Genomic DNA, 17,896 nt, shown 5'->3' on the forward strand with positions numbered 1-17,896 from the left:
GTGACTTCATACACCGATTCGATGTCGAACCCGGTCGCCGACGCGTCGAAGCCCGCTGCCGCCGCACGCGCGGCGGACGGCTTCGCGCTCGGCCTGCCGCCCCGCCCCGCGCTGCTGTCGCGCCGCGCGTGGCTCGCGCTCGTCGCGCTGTGCGTGGCGATCGGCATCGGCGTACCGCTCGCCGCGCTGGTTGCGCCCGAAGCCAGCACGTTCCATCTGTCCGCGTACACGATGACGCTCGCCGGCAAGCTGATGTGCTACGCGATCGCCGCGCTCGCGCTCGATCTCGTGTGGGGCTACTGCGGCATCCTGAGCCTCGGCCACGGCCTGTTCTTCGCGCTCGGCGGCTATGCGATCGGCATGTACCTGATGCGCGAGATCGGCCGCGACGGCAAGTACGGCAGCGACCTGCCCGACTTCATGGTGTTTCTCGACTGGCACCAGTTGCCCTGGTACTGGAGCGGCACGCAGCATCTCGCATGGGCCCTCGCGCTGGTCGTGCTCGTGCCGGCCGTGCTCGCGTGGGTGTTCGGCTTCTTCACGTTCCGCTCGCGCGTGAAGGGCGTGTACCTGTCGATCATCACGCAGGCCATGACGTTCGCCGCCATGCTGCTGTTCTATCGCAACGAAACGGGCTTCGGCGGCAACAACGGCTTCACCGATTTCAAGCGCATCGCCGGCTTCGCGATCACGTCGCCGGGCACGCGCACGGTGCTGTTGCTGCTGACGTTCGCGACCCTCGTGCTCGCGTTCATCGCCGCGCGCGCGATCGTCACGAGCAAGCTCGGGCGCGTGGTGACCGCGGTGCGCGACGGCGAGACGCGGCTGATGTTCCTCGGCTACAGCCCGCTCGCGTACAAGCTGTTCGTGTGGACCGTGTCGGCCGTGCTGTGCGGCATCGCCGGCGCGCTGTACGTGCCGCAGGTCGGCATCATCAATCCCGGCGAGATGTCGCCCGGCAACTCGATCGAAATGGCGATCTGGGTCGCGGTGGGCGGGCGCGGCACGCTGATCGGGCCGATCGTCGGCGCGTTCGCGGTGAACGGCGCGAAGAGTTTCTTCACCGCGTACTTCGCCGAATACTGGCTGTTCTTCCTCGGCCTGATCTTCGTGCTCGTGCCGCTCCTGCTGCCGCGCGGGATCATGGGCCTCGTCGAAACCGTGCTCGCGAAGGGGAAACGCGCATGAACGGAACGGCTCTCTATCAGTTCACGCCGCCGCCCGAAGACGAGCTGCTGGCCGTCAGCGGCAGCGCGTCGATGGGACGCGTCGTGCCGGACGGCATCGATACGTCGCACGGCACGATCCTCTATCTCGAGGATATCGAGGTGAGCTTCGACGGTTTTCGCGCGCTGAAGAAGCTGTCGCTCGCGATCGACGCGGGCGAGCTGCGCTGCGTGATCGGCCCGAACGGCGCGGGCAAGACGACGATGATGGACGTGATCACCGGCAAGACGCGGCCCGATGCGGGCAAGGTGTTTCTCGGCCAGACGATCGACCTCGCGCGAATGAACGAGCCCGAGATCGCACGGGCGGGCATCGGCCGCAAGTTCCAGAAGCCGACCGTGTTCGAACAGCATCCGGTGTGGGAAAACCTCGAACTCGCGATGCAGACCGACAAGGGCTGGCTCGCATCGCTGCGCGCGCGGCTCGACCGCACCGCGCAGGGAAAGATCGAGGAAACGCTCGCGCTGATCGGCCTCGAAAGCCACGCGTATCGCGCGGCCGGCGAGCTGTCGCACGGGCAGAAGCAGCGGCTCGAAATCGGCATGCTGCTGATGCAACGCCCCGCGCTGCTGCTGCTCGACGAGCCGGCGGCCGGGATGACCGACCACGAGACGATGGAACTCGCCGAGCTGCTGAACACGCTGCGCGGCACCTGCTCGATGATGGTCGTCGAGCACGACATGGAGTTCGTCGCGGCGCTCGCGGGCGACACGGGGCGCGTGACGGTGATGGCCGAAGGCGCGGTGCTCGCGCACGGCACGCTCGACCAGGTCAAGCGCGACGACGCGGTGATCGAGTCTTACCTCGGACGATGATGCGATGCTGAAAATCGAAGCGCTGAACCAGTACTACGGCGGCAGCCATATCCTGCGCAACGTGAACCTCGTCGCCGACGACGGCAAGCTCACCGTGCTGCTCGGCCGCAACGGCGTCGGCAAGAGCACGCTGCTGCGTTGCCTGATGGGCGTCGTCGCCGCGAAAAGCGGGCACGTATCGTGGCGCGGCGCCGCGCTCGGTGCACTGCCACCGTATGCGCGCGTCGCGGCCGGGCTCGCGTACGTGCCGCAGGGCCGCGACATCTTTCCGCGGCTCACCGTCGAGGAAAACCTGCTCGTCGGCGCGGCGAGCCGCAAGGCGCCGTCGAAAGTGCCCGATCGCATCTACGAGCTGTTCCCGGTGCTGAAGGACATGCGCGCGCGGCGCGGCGGCGACCTGTCCGGCGGCCAGCAGCAGCAGCTCGCGATCGGCCGCGCGCTGATGAGCGAGCCGCAGTTGCTGATCCTCGACGAGCCGACCGAGGGCATCCAGCCGTCGATCATCCAGGACATCGGCCGCACGCTGCGCCAGCTCGTCGACGAATCGAACATGACCGTGCTGCTCGTCGAACAGTATTACGATTTCGCGCGCTCGATCGCGGACAGCTACTGGGTGATGAGCCGCGGCGAGATTGTCGCGGGGGGCGACGCGCGGGACATGGAGACGAATGGCGTACGGGAGCTGATCGCGGTGTGACGGGCGGCACGGCGGTAGGCACGGCGGTAGGCACGGCAGTAGGCACGGCGGCGCGCGGCGGGTGAACACTTGCCGCCGCGGGGAACGCCCGCACGCAGCGCTTTCAACGCACGCGGCATCTGCATTATTGTTCCGGTAGCATCCACGTTCTTCGCACCCGCTTCCTCGTTTCCCGTTCGCCGCCGATGTCCGCCCCCGATTCGCACGCCCCGCTGTCCCGCCCCGCCGTCGCCAAGTCGTGGCGCGGCCGCCTCGAACTCGGCTTCGAGCGGCACGGTGCGCGCACGACGCTCGCGCACAGGCTGCACGACGGCCCGCTGCGCGTGCAGCGGCCGCTGTACCCGGAAGGCGACGCGATCTGCCATGCGGTGATCGTCCATCCGCCGGGCGGCGTCGCGGGCGGCGACCGGCTCGACATCGATATCGCGCTCGGCGACGGCACGCACGCGGTGCTGACGACGCCCGGCGCGACCAAGTGGTACAAGTCGAACGGCCTCGATGCGACGCAGCGCATCGGCATCGCGGTCGGCGCGCATGCGAAGCTCGACTGGCTGCCGCAGAACAACCTGATCTTCGACGCGGCGCACGCGGCGCTCGACTTCACGGTGACGCTCGGCGAAGGAGCAAGCGCGATCGGCTGGGACGCGACGCAGCTCGGCCGGCAGGCGGCCGGCGAAACGTGGTCGGCGGGACGCATCGCGTCGACCACGGCGCTCGTCGCCCCCGACGGCCGGCCGCTATGGACCGAGCGCGCGCTGCTCGACGCGCGCGACCCGCTGCGCGGCGCGCTGCAAGGCCTCGCCGGCTTTCCTGCCTACGGCACGCTGTGGGCGGCCGGCGCCGCATGCGACGCCGCGCTGGCCGAAGCGCTCGCCGCGCGCATGCCGTTCGACGACACGCTGCGCGCGGGCGCGACCTGCGTGACGCCCGGCGTCGTGCTGGTGCGTGCGCTGGCGACGTCGATGGAGGCGCTGCAGCGCTACTTCACCGACTGCTGGCTGCAGTTGCGCCCGATCGTGCACGGCGTCGACGCGCGGCCGCTGCGTCTCTGGCAAACCTGAGCGCACACGCATCACGCACCGTTTCGGCGCAACACCACCCCGCACGACGCACACTCTCCATGCATCACGCACCACGAACGCGCATGACGGCACGTCGAATGCCCATGGCACGCACCTTGCTGCTTACATAAGCGATACACGACGCACGCAAAACAGCGCGGTGCTACGATGGTCCGCACCCCTGCCCGGTCGCTTACGCACCGATAAAAATTACGTTTTCCTGAACGCCTGCCTTCATGAAACTGACTCCCCGCGAAAAGGACAAGCTGCTGATCTTCACGGCGGCCTTGCTTGCCGAACGCCGCCGCGCCCGCGGCCTGAAGCTCAACTATCCGGAGGCGGTGGCCTTTATCACCGCGGCGCTGATGGAAGCCGCGCGCGACGGCAAGACCGTGGCCGAAGTGATGCACTACGGCACGACGCTGCTCACGCGCGACGACGTGATGGACGGCGTGCCGGAAATGATTCCCGACATCCAGGTCGAAGCGACCTTCCCCGACGGCACGAAGCTCGTGACCGTCCACCACCCGATTCCGTGAGGCCACGCATGATCCCCGGCGAAATCCTCACCGACGACGGTGAACACGAACTGAATGCGGGACGCGCGACGTTGTCGCTCGTCGTCGCGAACACCGGCGATCGCCCGGTGCAGGTCGGCTCGCACTACCACTTCTTCGAGGTCAACGACGCGCTGTCGTTCGACCGCGCGGCCGCGCGCGGCTTCCGGCTCAACATCGCGGCCGGCACGGCCGTGCGCTTCGAGCCGGGCCAGACGCGCACCGTCGAGCTCGTCGCCCTCGCGGGCGATCGCGCCGTCTACGGTTTTCAGGGCAAGGTGATGGGGCCGCTGTAAGCCACGCCCCGCTCTTCAGGAACAGCACATGACACTACGCTTGAGCCGCCGCGCGTACGCGGAAATGTTCGGGCCGACGACGGGCGACCGCGTCCGGCTCGCCGATACCGAACTGCTGATCGAGATCGAACGCGACTTCACCACGTACGGCGAGGAAGTGAAGTTCGGCGGCGGGAAAGTGATCCGCGACGGGATGGGCCAGTCGCAGCGCGTGGCCGCCGACGTGCCCGATACGATCATCACCAACGCGGTGATCCTCGATCACTGGGGCATCGTGAAGGCCGACATCGCGATCAAACACGGCCGCATCGCCGCGATCGGCAAGGCCGGCAACCCCGACATTCAACCGGGCGTGACGATCGCGATCGGCGCGGCCACCGAAGTGATCGCCGGCGAAGGGCTGATCGTGACGGCGGGCGGCATCGACACGCACATCCACTTCATCAGCCCGCAGCAGATCGACGAGGCGCTCGCGTCGGGCGTCACGACAATGCTCGGCGGCGGCACGGGGCCGGCCACCGGCACCAACGCAACCACCTGCACGCCGGGCCCGTGGCACATGGAGCGGATGCTGCAGGCCGCCGACGGCTGGCCGATCAACCTCGGCTTTCTCGGCAAGGGCAACGCCAGCCTGCCGCAGCCGCTCGTCGAGCAGATCGCGGCCGGCGCGATCGGGCTGAAGCTGCACGAGGACTGGGGCACGACGCCCGCCGCGATCGACAACTGCCTGTCGGTGGCCGACGACACCGACACGCAGGTCGCGATCCACACGGACACGCTGAACGAGGCCGGCTTCGTCGAATCGACCGTCGCCGCGTTCAAGGGCCGCACGATCCACACGTACCACACCGAAGGCGCGGGCGGCGGCCACGCGCCCGACATCCTGAAGGTGTGCGGCGAGATGAACGTGCTGCCGTCGTCGACCAATCCGACGCGCCCGTACACGATCAACACGCTCGACGAGCATCTCGACATGCTGATGGTGTGCCATCACCTCGATCCATCGATTGCCGAGGATCTCGCGTTCGCCGAATCGCGCATTCGCGGCGAGACGATCGCGGCCGAGGACATCCTGCACGATCTCGGCGCGCTGTCGATGCTGTCGTCCGATTCGCAGGCGATGGGCCGCGTCGGCGAAGTGATCATCCGGACCTGGCAGACCGCGCACAAGATGAAGGTGCAGCGCGGCGCGCTGCCGGAGGACACCGCGCGCAACGACAACTTCCGCGCGAAGCGTTACGTCGCGAAGTACACGATCAACCCGGCGCTCACGCACGGCATCGCACATGAAGTCGGCTCGATCGAGCCCGGCAAGTGGGCCGACCTCGTGTTGTGGGAGCCCGCGTTCTTCGGGATCAAGCCGTCGATGATCCTCAAGGGCGGGATGATTGCCCTCGCGCAGATGGGCGACCCGAACGCGTCGATCCCGACGCCGCAGCCGGTCCACTATCGCGAGATGTTCGCGACGCGCGGCGGGGCGCTCGCGCGCACGTCGCTGACCTTCGTGTCGCAGATGGCGGCCGATGCGGGCATCGCGGAGCGCTACGGCCTCGCGAAGCGGATCGTGCCGGTGCGCAACTGCCGCAACGTGACGAAGGCCGACATGATCCACAACGCATGGCGCCCGTCGATCAGCGTCGACCCGGAAACCTACGACGTGATCGCCGACGGCCAGTTGCTCACCTGCGAACCGGCGACGGTGCTGCCGATGGCGCAGCGCTATTTCCTGTTCTGATCCGGAATCCTCAGTTTCATGCGCACCCTCGACAAACGTATTGCCCCGAACGTGAAACTCGCCGCGTCGCTCGTCGCGCGCGCGCCGACGCTCACGCTCGCCTATGACGCCCGCTGCAAGAGCCGCCTCGCGGCGACGCTCGACACCGGCGAGGACGTCGCGGTGCTGCTGCCGCGCGGCACCGTGCTGCGCGACGGCGACGTGCTCGTCGCCGACGACGGCGCGCTCGTGCGTATCGCCGCGGCATCTGAAACCGTTCTGCTCGTGCGCGCGGCCGACCCGCTCACGCTGATGCGCGCCGCGTATCACCTCGGCAACCGTCACACGCCGGTCGAGATCGGTGACGGCTACCTGAAGCTCGAAGCCGATCCGGTGCTCGCGGACATGCTGCGCCGGCTCGGCACGCAGGTGGACGAAACGAGCGCACCGTTCCAGCCGGAGGCCGGCGCGTACGGCGGCGGCCACAAGCACGGGCACGATGCGACGTTCGCCGAAGACTACGCGCTCGCGCAGCAGGTATTCGGCGAGCACCATGGACACTCGCACTCGCGCTCGCACGATCACGATCACGATCACGATCACGATCACGATCACGATCACGATCACGATCACGATCACGATCATCAGCATGGTCCCGGCTGCACGCACGGCCACCACGGTCATGACCACCACTGAACTCGTCGCGCTGCTGCACCTCGCGTCGCCGGCTTTGCCGATCGGCGCGTACAGCTATTCGCAGGGCCTCGAAGCCGCGCTCGACGCGAACCTGATCCGCGATGCCGATTCCGCGTGCGACTGGATCGCGAGCGGCCTGACCGACGTGCTCGCGCATGGCGAGTTGCCATTCCTCGCGCACCAGCTCGCCCGCTGGCAGACGCACGACACACATGCGCTCGCCGCCGAAAATGCCTGGTTCGTCGCGAGCCGGGAATCGGCCGAGCTGCGCCGAGAAACCGAACAGATGGGCTGGTCGCTCGCGCAGCTGTGCGCGTCGCTCGAATGGGGCGACGCCGCACGCCGCGCGACGCTCGCGTCGCTGTCGCCTATCGCGCTGCCGACCGCGTTCGCGTACGCGGCTGCCGCTCACGACGCCGGCGCCGACGCGACGCTCGCCGCGTACGCGTTCGGCTGGGTCGAGAACCAGACGTCCGCCGCGCTGAAGGCCGTGCCGCTCGGCCAGCTCGCCGGGCAACGCATCATCGTCGCGCTGCGCGGCGCGATCGACGCGGCCGTGCGCCGTGCGCTCGCGACGCCGCCCGACGCCGTCAACACGTTCGCGCCGCAGCTCGGCATTCTGTCCGCGCGGCACGAAACCCAGTACTCGCGGTTGTTCCGCTCCTGAACTTGATCCACGCCATGAACGCACCCGCTCCCTCCTCCGCCCGCCGCACGAAGAAACTGCCGCCGCTGCGCGTCGGCATCGGCGGCCCCGTCGGCTCCGGAAAGACCACGCTGCTCGAAATGCTGTGCAAGGCGATGCGCGACCGGTACGACCTCGTCGCGATCACCAACGACATCTATACGAAGGAAGACCAGCGACTGCTGACGGTCGCGGGCGCACTGCCCGAGGAACGCATCATGGGCGTCGAGACGGGCGGCTGCCCGCACACGGCGATCCGGGAAGATGCATCGATCAACCTCGAAGCCGTCGACCGGATGCTCGCGCGCTTTCCCGATGCCGACATCGTGTTCATCGAGTCCGGCGGCGACAATCTCGCGGCGACCTTCAGCCCCGAGCTGTCAGACCTGACGATCTACGTGATCGACGTCGCCGGCGGCGAGAAGATTCCGCGCAAGGGCGGCCCGGGCATCACGAAGTCCGACCTGCTCGTGATCAACAAGACCGACCTCGCGCCGCTGGTCGGCGCGAACCTCGACGTGATGGCGTCCGACACGCAGAAAATGCGCGGCGAACGGCCTTACGTGATGACGAACCTGAAAGCGCTCGACGGCGTCGCGGACGTGATCGCGTTCATCGAGAAGAAGGGATTGCTGACGGTGTGAGCGGCATGGCGACGGCGCACGTCGCCGCCATGCGTTCGGGGGCGGCCTTGCGCCGCCCTTCGTCTATTCGTCTTCGGAAGCCGCGCCCGGCTGGTCCGGCAACGCACGCGCGCCAGCTGCAGCAGGCGGCAGCAGCGCGGCGAGCACGTCGACCGTGCGCGCGGTCGCGCCGCGATGACGCGCCGCGAAGGCCGCGCCGGCCGCACCCATCGCGATGCGCCGCGCCTTGTCGGCGAACAGCGCGTCGAGCACGTGCGCGAGATCGAGCGGATCCTCGACCTGCATCGCCGCACCGGCCGCGACCGCGTCTGCGGTCGCCTGCGTGAAGTTGAACACGTGCGGCCCGATCAACACCGGCACGCCGACCGCGCACGCTTCGATCAGGTTCTGCCCACCGAGCGGCAACAGGCTGCCGCCGATGAATGCGATGTCGGCCGCCGCGTAGTACGCGCCGAGCTCGCCCATCGAATCGCCGAGCAGCACCGTCACGTCATCCGCCAGCGGTTCGGCGGCCGGCCGGCCCGCCGCGAGCGCGGCCGCATCGGCCGCCCATACCGAGCGCCGCACGCACTTGAGCCCGCTGCGCGCGACGAGCGCCTCGACCTCCGCGAAGCGCTGCGGATGACGCGGCACGAGCACCAGCAGCGCGCCGGGCGTGCGCATTTCCGCGAACGCCTGCAGCACCAGCGCTTCTTCGTTCTCGCGCGTGCTGGCCGCGACCCACACCGGCCGCGCGCCGATCGCGTCGCGCCATGCATGGCCGCGTGCCGCGAGTTCCGGCGGCGTCGTCATGTCGAACTTCAGGTTGCCGAGCACGGTCACGTTGCGCGCGCCGAGCGACGTCAGCCGCTCCGCATCGGCCGGGCTCTGCGCGAGCACGCGCGAGAAGCCGCCGAACACGTCGCGCGTCGCCGTGCCGAACTTCGCCGCGCGCCGGAACGAACGCGCGGACATCCGCGCATTGGTCAGCACGAGCGGCACGTCCGCGCGGCGGCACTCGTCGATCAGCGTCGGCCACACCTCGGTTTCCATCACGAGGCCGAGCGTCGGCCGCCATGCATGCAGAAAACGCCGCACCGCGCCCGGCATGTCGTACGGCAGGTAGCAGCGCAGCACGCGATCGCCGAAGATCTGTTCGCCCGTCGCGCGGCCGCTCGGCGTCATGTGCGTGAGCAGAATGCGCGCATCGGGGCGCGCGTGCATCAGCGCGTCGATCAGCGGCTGCGCGGCGCGCGTCTCGCCGACCGACACCGCATGCACCCAGATCAGCGGTGCGCGATCGTCGCGCGAGCGGCCCGCGACGTGGCCGAAACGCTCGCCGATGTGCTCGCGATAGCCGCGCTCCTTGCGCGAACGCACGTAGAGCCGGACGACGGCGGCCGGCGCGACGAGCCACCACAGCGCGCGATAGATCGCCCTCAGCATGCGGCCGCCCTCGTGTTGCGTCGAAGCAGGTGCGCGCTCAAACCAGCGCCTTGCCCGTCAGGCGTTCGAGAATGCCGAGCGGCGCGCACTCGCGGCGCACCATCGCATCGACGGGCAGGAAGAAGGTCTGCTCGAGCATGAACTGGCCGGACATCACAGCGTGCGAAGTCTGATCGGAGAAACATATCCACACGCTGCCCGGCGGAAACGGCATCGTTTGCTGGGGACACGTCTTCTGGTAGTCGAGGTCGGCCTTCATCCCGTCGTGCAGGTTCAGCATCAGGTGGTCGTACGCGCTGCGCGGCGATTTCGTCACGTGCAGCAGGTTCAGCAGCCACGCCGAGCCCGGGAACTGCGGCCGGATCTTCGGCAGGAAGCGCTTCGCGACGTCCTCGAACGGCTCGCCGACGCGCCACACGCGCGGCACGCCGGCCGGGTTCACGTTCGTGAACACGCGCAGAATCCGCTCGCCGTAGTTCGGCCGTGACGGGAATGCGTCGACGTGCAAGCGGCTATCGTCCTTGCGCCACGACGTCTGGCGCGTTTCGACCTGCATCAGCCGCAGGCTCGTCGGCGCGACGCGCAGCTTGCCACGGTATTCGGGAAAGAGGCCGTCGACGAGCGTGCCGGCCTGCTGCTGGAAGCGCGCGACGAGCGCGCGCACGGCCGACTGCGTGACGCTGTCGCCGAGCACGCCGGCAAGCGCGCCGCCGTTCGGCGCGAGACTGATGTTCTTGCGTTTCGGATCGGCGAGCGCCGGATCGAGCAGCGCTTCCTCGCCGCCTTCGATCGCGAAGCGCAGGTGCGGGAAATACAGCACCTTGCCTTCCTCGACCGCGGCCAGCAACTGCTCGCGCGGCGCCGACAGGTTGTGTCCGCTCCAGTCGGCGGACGGGACTTCGATGATCTGGGATTCGCTCATGATCGGTTCGCGTGTGGACAGCGTTACAGGAGACCGAAGCCCGCGAGCGCCGACTTCACCTGCGCGATCGACGGGGGCTGCCCCGCCGTGCCGAGATTGACGACGTTCGGCGACCAGTAGCCGCCGGTGCGCCAGGCCGTCGCGAAATTGTACAGTTCGACCGTCGGACGCTTCAGCGCGGCCGCGATGTGAACCAGACCTGTATCAACCCCGACCGTCGCGGCCGCGCCGTCGATCAGACCGACCACGGCCGGCAGCGACAGCTTCGGCGGCACGATCGCCGCCGCACCGAATTCCTTCGCGAGCCGCTCGCTGGTCGCGCGCTCCGCGTCGTTGCCCCACGGCAGCACGAGCGACGCACCGCGCCGCACGAGCGCCTGCCCAAGCTCGATCCAGGCGGCGTCCGGCCATTGCTTGTCGGCGCGCGACGTCGCGTGGACGAACACGACGTACGGCACCGGCAGGTTCAGGCCGAGCGCGGCCACCGCGAGCGCCGCCGCCCGCGTGTCGAGGCCGAATTCGACCGGATCGGCCGGCGTCGGCGCCGGGTCGTCCAGCGCGGCCGCGACGAGCTGGCGCGAGCGCTCGACCACGTGGGTGCGCGGTGCGATCGGCACGCGCTTGCGATAGAAGAAGCGCACCGGCCATTCGTAGCCGGCGCCGTCGGTCCGGTTGCCGAGCCCGACGAGCGGCCCGCGCGCCCAGCTCGCGACCCACGCCGTCTTGATGAGGCCCTGGCAGTCGATCACGAGGTCGTACTGCTCGGCCGCGAGGCGCCGGCGAAATGCGCGAATCTCGCGCCACGTCGCGCCCGAGAACGGCTTCTTGCGCCAGCGGCGCAGCGAGAACGGCAGCACGTTGCGCACGCCGTCGACGAGCCGCACGAGGTCGACGAAGCTCTCCTCGACGAGCCAGTCGATCTGCGCATCGGGGTGGCGCCGCCGGATATCGGCGATCACCGGCATGTTGTGCACGACGTCGCCCAGCGACGACACGCGCACGATCAGGATCTTTTGCACGCTGAAAAAACGCCGGCTGGCAGCCGGCGACAAACATAAAGGGGGGATTTTATCCCGGCCGGACGACCGGACAGACAAAAAGCGGCCGCACGCCCGGGGCGCGCGCCGCTTTTCGAGATAAACACGGCCGGCGAACCGGCCGTCGTACGGGCGGCCCGCCGGCCGCCGGCGCTCAGAACGGCAGCTTGACGTCCGGCTTCGCGGCCGTCAGCACGCGGCGGAAGTCTTCCTGGATGCGCTTGAGCCCTTCCTGCGTCTCGGCCTCGAAGCGCATCACGACGACCGGCGTCGTGTTCGACGAACGCGCGAGGCCGAAGCCGTCCGGGTACTCGACACGCAGGCCGTCGATCGTCACGACTTCGTCGGCGCCGTCGAACTTCGCCTCTTTCTGCAACTGCTCGATCAGGCGGAAATTCTCGCCTTCGTCGAGCCAGAGCTGCAATTCCGGCGTGCTCATCGCGTCCGGCAGGCTGTTGAGCAGCGCGCTCGGATCGGCCGTCTTCGCGAGGATCTCGAGCAGACGCGCACCGGTGTACAGGCCGTCGTCGAAGCCGTACCAGCGATCCTTGAAGAACACGTGGCCGCTCATTTCGCCGGCGAGCGGTGCACCGGTCTCACGCAGCTTCGCCTTCACGAGCGAGTGCCCCGTCTTCCACATCAGCGGTTCGCCGCCCTTCGACTTCACCCACTGCGCAAGGTGGCGCGTGCACTTCACGTCGTAGATGATCTGGGCGCCCGGGTTGCGCGACAGCACTTCTTCCGCGAACAGCATCAGTTGGCGGTCCGGATAGATAATCTGGCCGTCCTTCGTGACGACGCCGAGGCGGTCGCCGTCGCCGTCGAACGCGAAGCCGAGCTCGGCGTCGGTGTCCTTCAGCGCCTGGATCACGTCCTGCAGGTTTTCCGGATGGGCGGGATCAGGGTGGTGGTTCGGGAACGTGCCGTCGATGTCGGTGAAGCGCTCGACGAGTTCGCAGCCGAGCGCCTTGAACAGGCGCGTCGCGAGCGGGCCGGCAACGCCGTTGCCGGCGTCGACGACGAGCTTCAGCGGTCGCGCGAGCTTCACGTCGCCGACGATGCGCGCGATGTACTGATCGGCGACGTCGATTTCCTCGTACGTGCCGCTGCCCGTCTCGAACCGCTCGTCGACGATGCGGCGGTACAGCGCCTGGATCTGCTCGCCGTAGATCGCCGCGCCGCGCAGCACCATCTTGAAGCCGTTGTAGTCGGGGGGGTTGTGGCTGCCCGTGACGACGATGCACGAATCGACGCGGCGCTCGCCGCCCTTCAGCGCCAGCGGCACGTTCGCCGCGAAATAGCCGACCGGCGTCGGCACCATGCCGACGTCGACGACGTCGACCCCGGCCGCACGCAGGCCGTCGGCCAGCGCGCCGACCAGTTCCGGCCCGGACAGGCGGCCGTCGCGCGCGACGACGACCGCATCGCCGCCCTGCGCACGCACTTCGCTGCCGAATGCCCGGCCGATTCCGCGCGCGGTGTCGACGTCGAGGGTCTTGCCGACCACGCCACGGATGTCATATGCCTTGAAGATGGATTGGGAGATCATCGATTCTCTTCTCTCAGTTGCGTGCATGGAAAATTGTCTGGCTTGCGTGGGCCGCCGCTCGCGGGTGCCGCGCATGATACATGCCTGCCGGCGGAACACGGGGCGTAACGGCTGGAGCAGCCGCGATCGCACTTATAATCGCGGGTTTTGATGACGCGCATACCGCCCATTTTAATGCCTAGCCGCTCCGCCGCCGCCCACCCGCCGCTTCCGGCCGCCCGCCGCGCGCGCCGCCGCTGCCGCGCATGCTGAAGCGCTTCGGCAACCCGGACGTCGCGAAGGCCGTCGCGAACCTCGTCTGGCTCGGGCTCGAACGGCTTACGCAAATCGGCGTCGCGATCGCGATCAGCGGCCTGCTGGCCCGTTATTTCGGGCCAGATGTGTTCGGCAAATGGCAGTATGCGAATACGCTTCTCCTGGTACTGGCGCCGCTCACCTGGGTGTGCGGCGCGGAAATTCTCGTCCCGACCATCGTCCAGCGCCCGCCCGCCCAGCTCGGCGCGGTGCTCGGCAGCGCGTTCGTGCTGCGCATCGCCGTCTCGGTCGCCGCGCTCGCCGCGACCTGGGTCGCAATCGCCGCGGGCGCCTTCGATCCGCTGGTCGGCGCGATGCTCGCCGGCCTGGCCGTCACGATGGTGTTCCGCGAGCCGTTCGTCGGCGTGATCAACGCGTGGCTGCAGAGCATGACCTACAGCAAGCCGCAGCTCGTCACCAGCATGCTCACCGCGCTCGCCAAGGCGCTGCTCGTCTGGCTGCTGGTGCGCGCGGCAGCCGGCCCCGCCCGCTTCGCGTGGCTATGGGCGCTGGAAGCCGCCGCGATCGGCCTCGCGCTGCTGCTGTACTACCGCCATCGTAACGGCGGCGCGCTCGGCTGGACGTTCGACAAGCCGCTGTTCCGGCACTTTGCCACGGCCGGCACCGTGTTCTGGCTCGGCCTCATCTGCATGTACCTGTTCCTGAAGCTCGACCGCCTGATGCTCGAGCGCCATGTTTCGTTCGCCGATCTCGGCCGCTATTCGGCCGCGCAGCAACTCAACGAGAACTGGATCACGCTCGCGCTGATGCTCGCGCAGACCATCGCGCCCGCGTTCGTCTACCGCGTGCAGGACGTCGCTCGGCTGCGCCGCAACATCGTCCGGCTGATCGCGATGACGGCCGGCCTGATGACGGCCGGCGCGCTCGTGCTCGACGCCGCCGCCCCGCTGATCGTCGGCAAGGTGTTCGGCCGCGGCTACGAGGCGTCGGTCGACATCTTCCGCTGGGCCGTCTGGCTGTCCGTGCCGGCCGGCATCGAGGCGATAGGCAATCTTATCGTTCTCAAATATCAAGCAAAATTCGTCTTGCTGACGAAATGGCTGCTCGCGCTGGCCATCGCCGCGCTCGTCAACCTGTTCACGATCCCGCGGCTCGGCCTGTACGGCGCGCTCGTCGGGCTGGCGGCCGGCTACCTGGCTGCTGCCGCCGTCAATTTTTATTACATCCGTTTCAAGCTGCGAACATGACGTCCCCTGATTGCCCGCCCCCGCTCGACGACGTGGCCGTGCTGATGCCGGCCTACAACGGGCACGACGACGTCGTCCGGACCCTCGCGTCGTTTCGCGAGGATGCGCCCGTGCACGTGCTGATCGTCGACGACGGCAGCACGCCGCCGATCGTCGCGCCCGACCTGCCGGGCCTCGCGATCGACGTGCTGCGCATGCCCCGGAACGGCGGCATCGAACGCGCGCTGGCGGCCGGCATCGACGCGCTCGCGGCCCGCGGCTTCCGCTACGCGGCCCGCATCGATGCAGGTGATCTCGCCGCGCCGCAGCGCTTGGCGAAAGAACGCGCCTATCTCGATGCCCATCCGCGCGTGGCCTGCGTCGGCATGTGGACGCAGGTCGTGTCGCGCGCCGGCGAGCCGCGTTTCATGCTGACGCCGCCCGCCGATCCGCGCACGCTGCGCCGCACGCGCTTCCTGCGCTCGCCGCTCGTGCATCCGTCGGTCATGTTGCGCATCGACGCCGTGCGCGAAGTGGGCAACTATCGGGCGAAGTACCGCGCGGCCGAGGATCTCGATCTTTTTTTACGGTTAATGCAACGCTACGATTGCGCGAACCTGCCGGAACTCGGCCTGTATTACGAGCTTAACGAGGGCGGGATCAGCGCGACCAAGCGCCGACGCCAGCTGGTGTCGACGCTCACGCTGCTGCTGCGCCACTTCAACGTGCTGAACCCGTACGACTGGGCCGGCCTCGCCAAGAACCTGCTGCATTTCGTGACGCCGTACCGTACGCTGCAGCGCATCAAGCAGACGCTGTTCGCCGCGCGGCCGTCCGCCTGACGCGTACCCGGCTCCGCTCGCCCATTTCGACGCTTTATTTTTTCTTTTTTTCATGTCCGCCACCTCCCCGCTGCGCATCGCGCTCGTCTGCAACACGGCCTGGGCGATCCATACGTATCGCCACGGGCTGATCCGTGCGCTCGTCGCGCGCGGCGCCGAGGTCGTCGTGATCGCGCCGCACGACCGCACGGTGCCGTTGCTCGAGCAGATGGGCTGTCGCTACGTGGCGCTTACCGTCGCATCCAAAGGCACGAGCCCGCGCGAGGATCTCGGCACACTCGCCGCGCTCGCGCGTCACTACCGCGCGCTGCGGCCCGATCTCGTGTTCCATTACACGATCAAGCCGAACATCTACGGCTCGGTGGCCGCGTGGCTCGCGCGCGTGCCGTCGATCGCCGTGACGACGGGCCTCGGCTACGTGTTCATCCAGAAGAGCCGCGCGGCCAGCGTCGCGAAGCGACTGTACCGGTTCGCGTTCCGCTTCCCGCGTGAAGTGTGGTTCCTGAACCGCGACGATCTCGCGACCTTCACCGACGAGCGGTTGCTCGCGCATCCCGACCGTGCGCGGCTGCTGCACGGCGAAGGCGTCGATCTCGAACAGTTCTCGCCCGTGCCGCTGCCCGCCGGCGACGCGCCCGTCTTCATCCTGATCGGCCGGCTGCTGTGGGACAAGGGCGTGCGCGAATACGTGGAGGCCGCGCGTCTCGTGCGCGAGCGCTTCCCGAATGCGCGCTTCCAGCTGCTCGGGCCGCTCGGCGTCGACAATCCGAGCGCGATCGGTCGCGCGGATGTCGACGCGTGGGTCGACGAAGGTATCGTCGAGTATCTCGGCGAAGCGCACGACGTGCGTCCGCACATCGCGGCGGCCGATTGCGTCGTGCTGCCGTCATACCGCGAAGGCGTGCCGCGCACGCTGATGGAAGCTTCGGCGATGGGCCGCCCGATCGTCGCGACCGACGTGCCGGGCTGCCGCGACGTCGTCGCCGACGGCGAAACGGGGTTCCTGTGCCGCGTGCGCGACAGCGCGAGCCTCGCAGAACAACTGAATCGCATGATCGTGCTCGGACCGCAAGGCCGGGCGGCGATGGGCGCACGCGGCCGGCACAAGGTCGCGGCGGAATTCGACGAGCAGCAGGTCGTCGAACGCTACAGGGAGACCATCCATTCGTTGACGGGATTCACACTCTGAAGGAGCGCATCAACAATGACCGCTAAAGGCACCATCCTCGTTACCGGCGGCGCGGGCTATATCGGCTCGCACACGGCCGTCGAGCTGCTCGACAACGGCTACGACGTCGTGATCGTCGACAACCTCGTCAACAGCAAGGCTGAATCGGTGCGCCGGATCGAACGGATCACGGGCAAGACGCCCGCGTTCCACCAGGTCGACGTGTGCGACGAAGCCGCGCTCGCGAAGGTATTCGACGCGCATCCGATCACCGGCACGATTCACTTCGCGGCGCTCAAGGCCGTCGGCGAATCGGTCGCGAAGCCGCTCGAGTACTACCAGAACAACATCGGCGGCCTGCTCGCCGTGCTCAAGGTCATGCGCGAGCGCAACGTCAGGCAGTTCGTGTTCAGCTCGTCCGCGACCGTGTACGGCGTGCCCGAACGCTCGCCGATCGACGAATCGTTCCCGCTGTCCGCGACGAACCCGTACGGCCAGTCGAAGCTGATCGCCGAGCAGATCCTGCGCGATCTCGAAATCTCGGACCCGTCGTGGCGGATCGCGACGCTGCGCTACTTCAACCCGGTCGGCGCGCACGCGAGCGGGCTGATCGGCGAGGACCCGGCCGGCATCCCGAACAACCTGATGCCGTACGTCGCGCAGGTCGCGGTCGGCAAGCTGGAAAAGCTGCGCGTGTTCGGCTCCGACTACCCGACGCCGGACGGCACCGGCGTGCGCGACTACATCCACGTCGTCGATCTCGCGAAGGGGCACATCGCCGCGCTCGACGCGCTGGCGAAGCGCGACGCGAGCTTCGTCGTGAACCTCGGCACCGGCCAGGGCTACAGCGTGCTGGAAGTCGTGCGCGCGTTCGAGAAGGCGTCGGGCCGCCCGGTGCCGTACGAACTCGTCGCGCGCCGCCCGGGCGACATCGCCGAGTGCTATGCGAACCCGCAGGCCGCGGCCGACATCATCGGCTGGCGTGCGACGCTCGGCATCGAAGAAATGTGTGCCGACCACTGGCGATGGCAGGAGGGGAACCCGCGCGGTTTTGTATAATCCGCTGTCCATTTTCCGAGC

General features: G+C 68.4%; 18 protein-coding genes. 14 read left to right on the forward strand and 4 right to left on the reverse strand.

Annotation, left to right across the window (positions count from 1 at the left end; translation table 11 throughout):
- The 10 genes from urtC to ureG all read left to right on the forward strand — a co-directional run bounded on the left by urtC (position 1) and on the right by ureG (position 8,392).
- Entirely contained in the window at positions 1–1,188 is a 1,188-nt protein-coding gene (gene urtC, locus HWX07_RS12010; protein ID WP_175876382.1) for an urea ABC transporter permease subunit UrtC, read from the forward strand.
- The gene (gene urtD / locus HWX07_RS12015) at positions 1,185–2,042 is read left to right on the forward strand and encodes an urea ABC transporter ATP-binding protein UrtD (protein ID WP_006476695.1); all 858 of its coding nucleotides are present in this window, start codon (positions 1,185–1,187) and stop codon (positions 2,040–2,042) included. Before urtC ends, urtD begins: the two co-directional genes overlap by 4 nt.
- Positions 2,043–2,046: 4 nt before the next feature.
- Positions 2,047–2,739: an urea ABC transporter ATP-binding subunit UrtE gene (urtE, locus tag HWX07_RS12020; RefSeq protein ID WP_175876383.1), complete on the forward strand. Its 693-nt coding sequence runs from the start codon at positions 2,047–2,049 to the stop codon at positions 2,737–2,739.
- Positions 2,740–2,924: 185 nt separating this feature from the next.
- A complete protein-coding gene (locus tag HWX07_RS12025; RefSeq protein WP_175876384.1) occupies positions 2,925–3,800 on the forward strand; it encodes an urease accessory protein UreD in 876 nt (291 codons plus the stop codon).
- A 236-nt stretch (positions 3,801–4,036) separates the two neighbouring features.
- Positions 4,037–4,339 carry an urease subunit gamma gene (ureA, locus tag HWX07_RS12030; RefSeq protein WP_006406310.1) on the forward strand — a complete coding sequence of 101 codons (303 nt, stop codon included), beginning with the start codon at positions 4,037–4,039 and terminating at the stop codon, positions 4,337–4,339.
- Between the two features lie 8 nt (positions 4,340–4,347).
- Positions 4,348–4,653 (forward strand): urease subunit beta, encoded by a 306-nt coding sequence (locus HWX07_RS12035; protein WP_040126797.1) that lies wholly within the window; start codon positions 4,348–4,350, stop codon positions 4,651–4,653.
- A gap of 28 nt (positions 4,654–4,681) precedes the next feature.
- Positions 4,682–6,388 (forward strand): urease subunit alpha, encoded by a 1,707-nt coding sequence (ureC, locus tag HWX07_RS12040; protein ID WP_175876385.1) that lies wholly within the window; start codon positions 4,682–4,684, stop codon positions 6,386–6,388.
- Between the two features lie 18 nt (positions 6,389–6,406).
- A complete protein-coding gene (ureE, locus tag HWX07_RS12045; RefSeq protein WP_175876386.1) occupies positions 6,407–7,063 on the forward strand; it encodes an urease accessory protein UreE in 657 nt (218 codons plus the stop codon).
- Entirely contained in the window at positions 7,050–7,730 is a 681-nt protein-coding gene (locus HWX07_RS12050; RefSeq protein WP_175876578.1) for an urease accessory UreF family protein, read from the forward strand. Before ureE ends, HWX07_RS12050 begins: the two co-directional genes overlap by 14 nt.
- A 14-nt stretch (positions 7,731–7,744) precedes the next feature.
- On the forward strand, positions 7,745–8,392 hold the full coding sequence (gene ureG, locus HWX07_RS12055; RefSeq protein ID WP_175876387.1) for an urease accessory protein UreG: 648 nt from the start codon (positions 7,745–7,747) through the stop codon (positions 8,390–8,392).
- A 63-nt stretch (positions 8,393–8,455) separates the two neighbouring features.
- On the opposite strand, the gene waaA is transcribed toward ureG, so the two are convergent.
- The 4 genes from waaA to HWX07_RS12075 form a co-directional block, all read right to left on the reverse strand.
- A complete protein-coding gene (waaA, locus tag HWX07_RS12060) occupies positions 8,456–9,817 on the reverse strand; it encodes a lipid IV(A) 3-deoxy-D-manno-octulosonic acid transferase (RefSeq protein WP_175876388.1) in 1,362 nt (453 codons plus the stop codon).
- 37 nt (positions 9,818–9,854) lie between these two features.
- Entirely contained in the window at positions 9,855–10,739 is an 885-nt protein-coding gene (locus HWX07_RS12065) for a Kdo hydroxylase family protein (RefSeq protein ID WP_175876389.1), read from the reverse strand.
- 23 nt (positions 10,740–10,762) lie between these two features.
- Positions 10,763–11,758, reverse strand: coding sequence for a lipopolysaccharide heptosyltransferase I (waaC, locus tag HWX07_RS12070; protein ID WP_006485129.1), 996 nt, complete (start codon positions 11,756–11,758; stop codon positions 10,763–10,765).
- Between the two features lie 172 nt (positions 11,759–11,930).
- The gene (locus tag HWX07_RS12075; RefSeq protein WP_078040734.1) at positions 11,931–13,325 is read right to left on the reverse strand and encodes a phosphomannomutase/phosphoglucomutase; all 1,395 of its coding nucleotides are present in this window, start codon (positions 13,323–13,325) and stop codon (positions 11,931–11,933) included.
- A 245-nt stretch (positions 13,326–13,570) separates the two neighbouring features.
- Between HWX07_RS12075 and HWX07_RS12080 the strand changes: the two genes are divergently transcribed.
- From HWX07_RS12080 to galE, 4 genes are read left to right on the forward strand one after another with little or no spacing between them, the layout of a single operon-like run.
- The gene (locus tag HWX07_RS12080; protein WP_175876390.1) at positions 13,571–14,827 is read left to right on the forward strand and encodes an oligosaccharide flippase family protein; all 1,257 of its coding nucleotides are present in this window, start codon (positions 13,571–13,573) and stop codon (positions 14,825–14,827) included.
- Positions 14,824–15,648, forward strand: a complete 825-nt coding sequence (locus tag HWX07_RS12085; protein WP_175876391.1) for a glycosyltransferase — start codon at positions 14,824–14,826, stop codon at positions 15,646–15,648. The genes HWX07_RS12080 and HWX07_RS12085 overlap by 4 nt, the downstream gene beginning before the upstream one ends.
- 52 nt (positions 15,649–15,700) lie before the next feature.
- On the forward strand, positions 15,701–16,837 hold the full coding sequence (locus HWX07_RS12090; protein WP_175876392.1) for a glycosyltransferase family 4 protein: 1,137 nt from the start codon (positions 15,701–15,703) through the stop codon (positions 16,835–16,837).
- Positions 16,838–16,852: 15 nt separating this feature from the next.
- Positions 16,853–17,875, forward strand: a complete 1,023-nt coding sequence (galE, locus tag HWX07_RS12095; protein WP_175876393.1) for a UDP-glucose 4-epimerase GalE — start codon at positions 16,853–16,855, stop codon at positions 17,873–17,875.
- The last annotated feature ends 21 nt before the right edge of the window (positions 17,876–17,896 follow it).

It is taken from the genome of Burkholderia sp. BCC0097 (assembly GCF_902832985.1).
Lineage (GTDB): Bacteria > Pseudomonadota > Gammaproteobacteria > Burkholderiales > Burkholderiaceae > Burkholderia > Burkholderia orbicola.

Coding starts and splice junctions, on each gene's coding strand:
- urtD (WP_006476695.1), top strand. CDS start 1,185: ATGAACGGAACGGCTCTCTATCAGTTCACGCCGCCGCCCGAAGACGAG.
- urtE (WP_175876383.1), top strand. CDS start 2,047: ATGCTGAAAATCGAAGCGCTGAACCAGTACTACGGCGGCAGCCATATC.
- HWX07_RS12025 (WP_175876384.1), top strand. CDS start 2,925: ATGTCCGCCCCCGATTCGCACGCCCCGCTGTCCCGCCCCGCCGTCGCC.
- ureA (WP_006406310.1), top strand. CDS start 4,037: ATGAAACTGACTCCCCGCGAAAAGGACAAGCTGCTGATCTTCACGGCG.
- HWX07_RS12035 (WP_040126797.1), top strand. CDS start 4,348: ATGATCCCCGGCGAAATCCTCACCGACGACGGTGAACACGAACTGAAT.
- ureC (WP_175876385.1), top strand. CDS start 4,682: ATGACACTACGCTTGAGCCGCCGCGCGTACGCGGAAATGTTCGGGCCG.
- ureE (WP_175876386.1), top strand. CDS start 6,407: ATGCGCACCCTCGACAAACGTATTGCCCCGAACGTGAAACTCGCCGCG.
- HWX07_RS12050 (WP_175876578.1), top strand. CDS start 7,050: ATGACCACCACTGAACTCGTCGCGCTGCTGCACCTCGCGTCGCCGGCT.
- ureG (WP_175876387.1), top strand. CDS start 7,745: ATGAACGCACCCGCTCCCTCCTCCGCCCGCCGCACGAAGAAACTGCCG.
- waaA (WP_175876388.1), bottom strand. CDS start 9,817: ATGCTGAGGGCGATCTATCGCGCGCTGTGGTGGCTCGTCGCGCCGGCC.
- HWX07_RS12065 (WP_175876389.1), bottom strand. CDS start 10,739: ATGAGCGAATCCCAGATCATCGAAGTCCCGTCCGCCGACTGGAGCGGA.
- HWX07_RS12075 (WP_078040734.1), bottom strand. CDS start 13,325: ATGATCTCCCAATCCATCTTCAAGGCATATGACATCCGTGGCGTGGTC.
- HWX07_RS12080 (WP_175876390.1), top strand. CDS start 13,571: ATGCTGAAGCGCTTCGGCAACCCGGACGTCGCGAAGGCCGTCGCGAAC.
- HWX07_RS12085 (WP_175876391.1), top strand. CDS start 14,824: ATGACGTCCCCTGATTGCCCGCCCCCGCTCGACGACGTGGCCGTGCTG.
- HWX07_RS12090 (WP_175876392.1), top strand. CDS start 15,701: ATGTCCGCCACCTCCCCGCTGCGCATCGCGCTCGTCTGCAACACGGCC.
- galE (WP_175876393.1), top strand. CDS start 16,853: ATGACCGCTAAAGGCACCATCCTCGTTACCGGCGGCGCGGGCTATATC.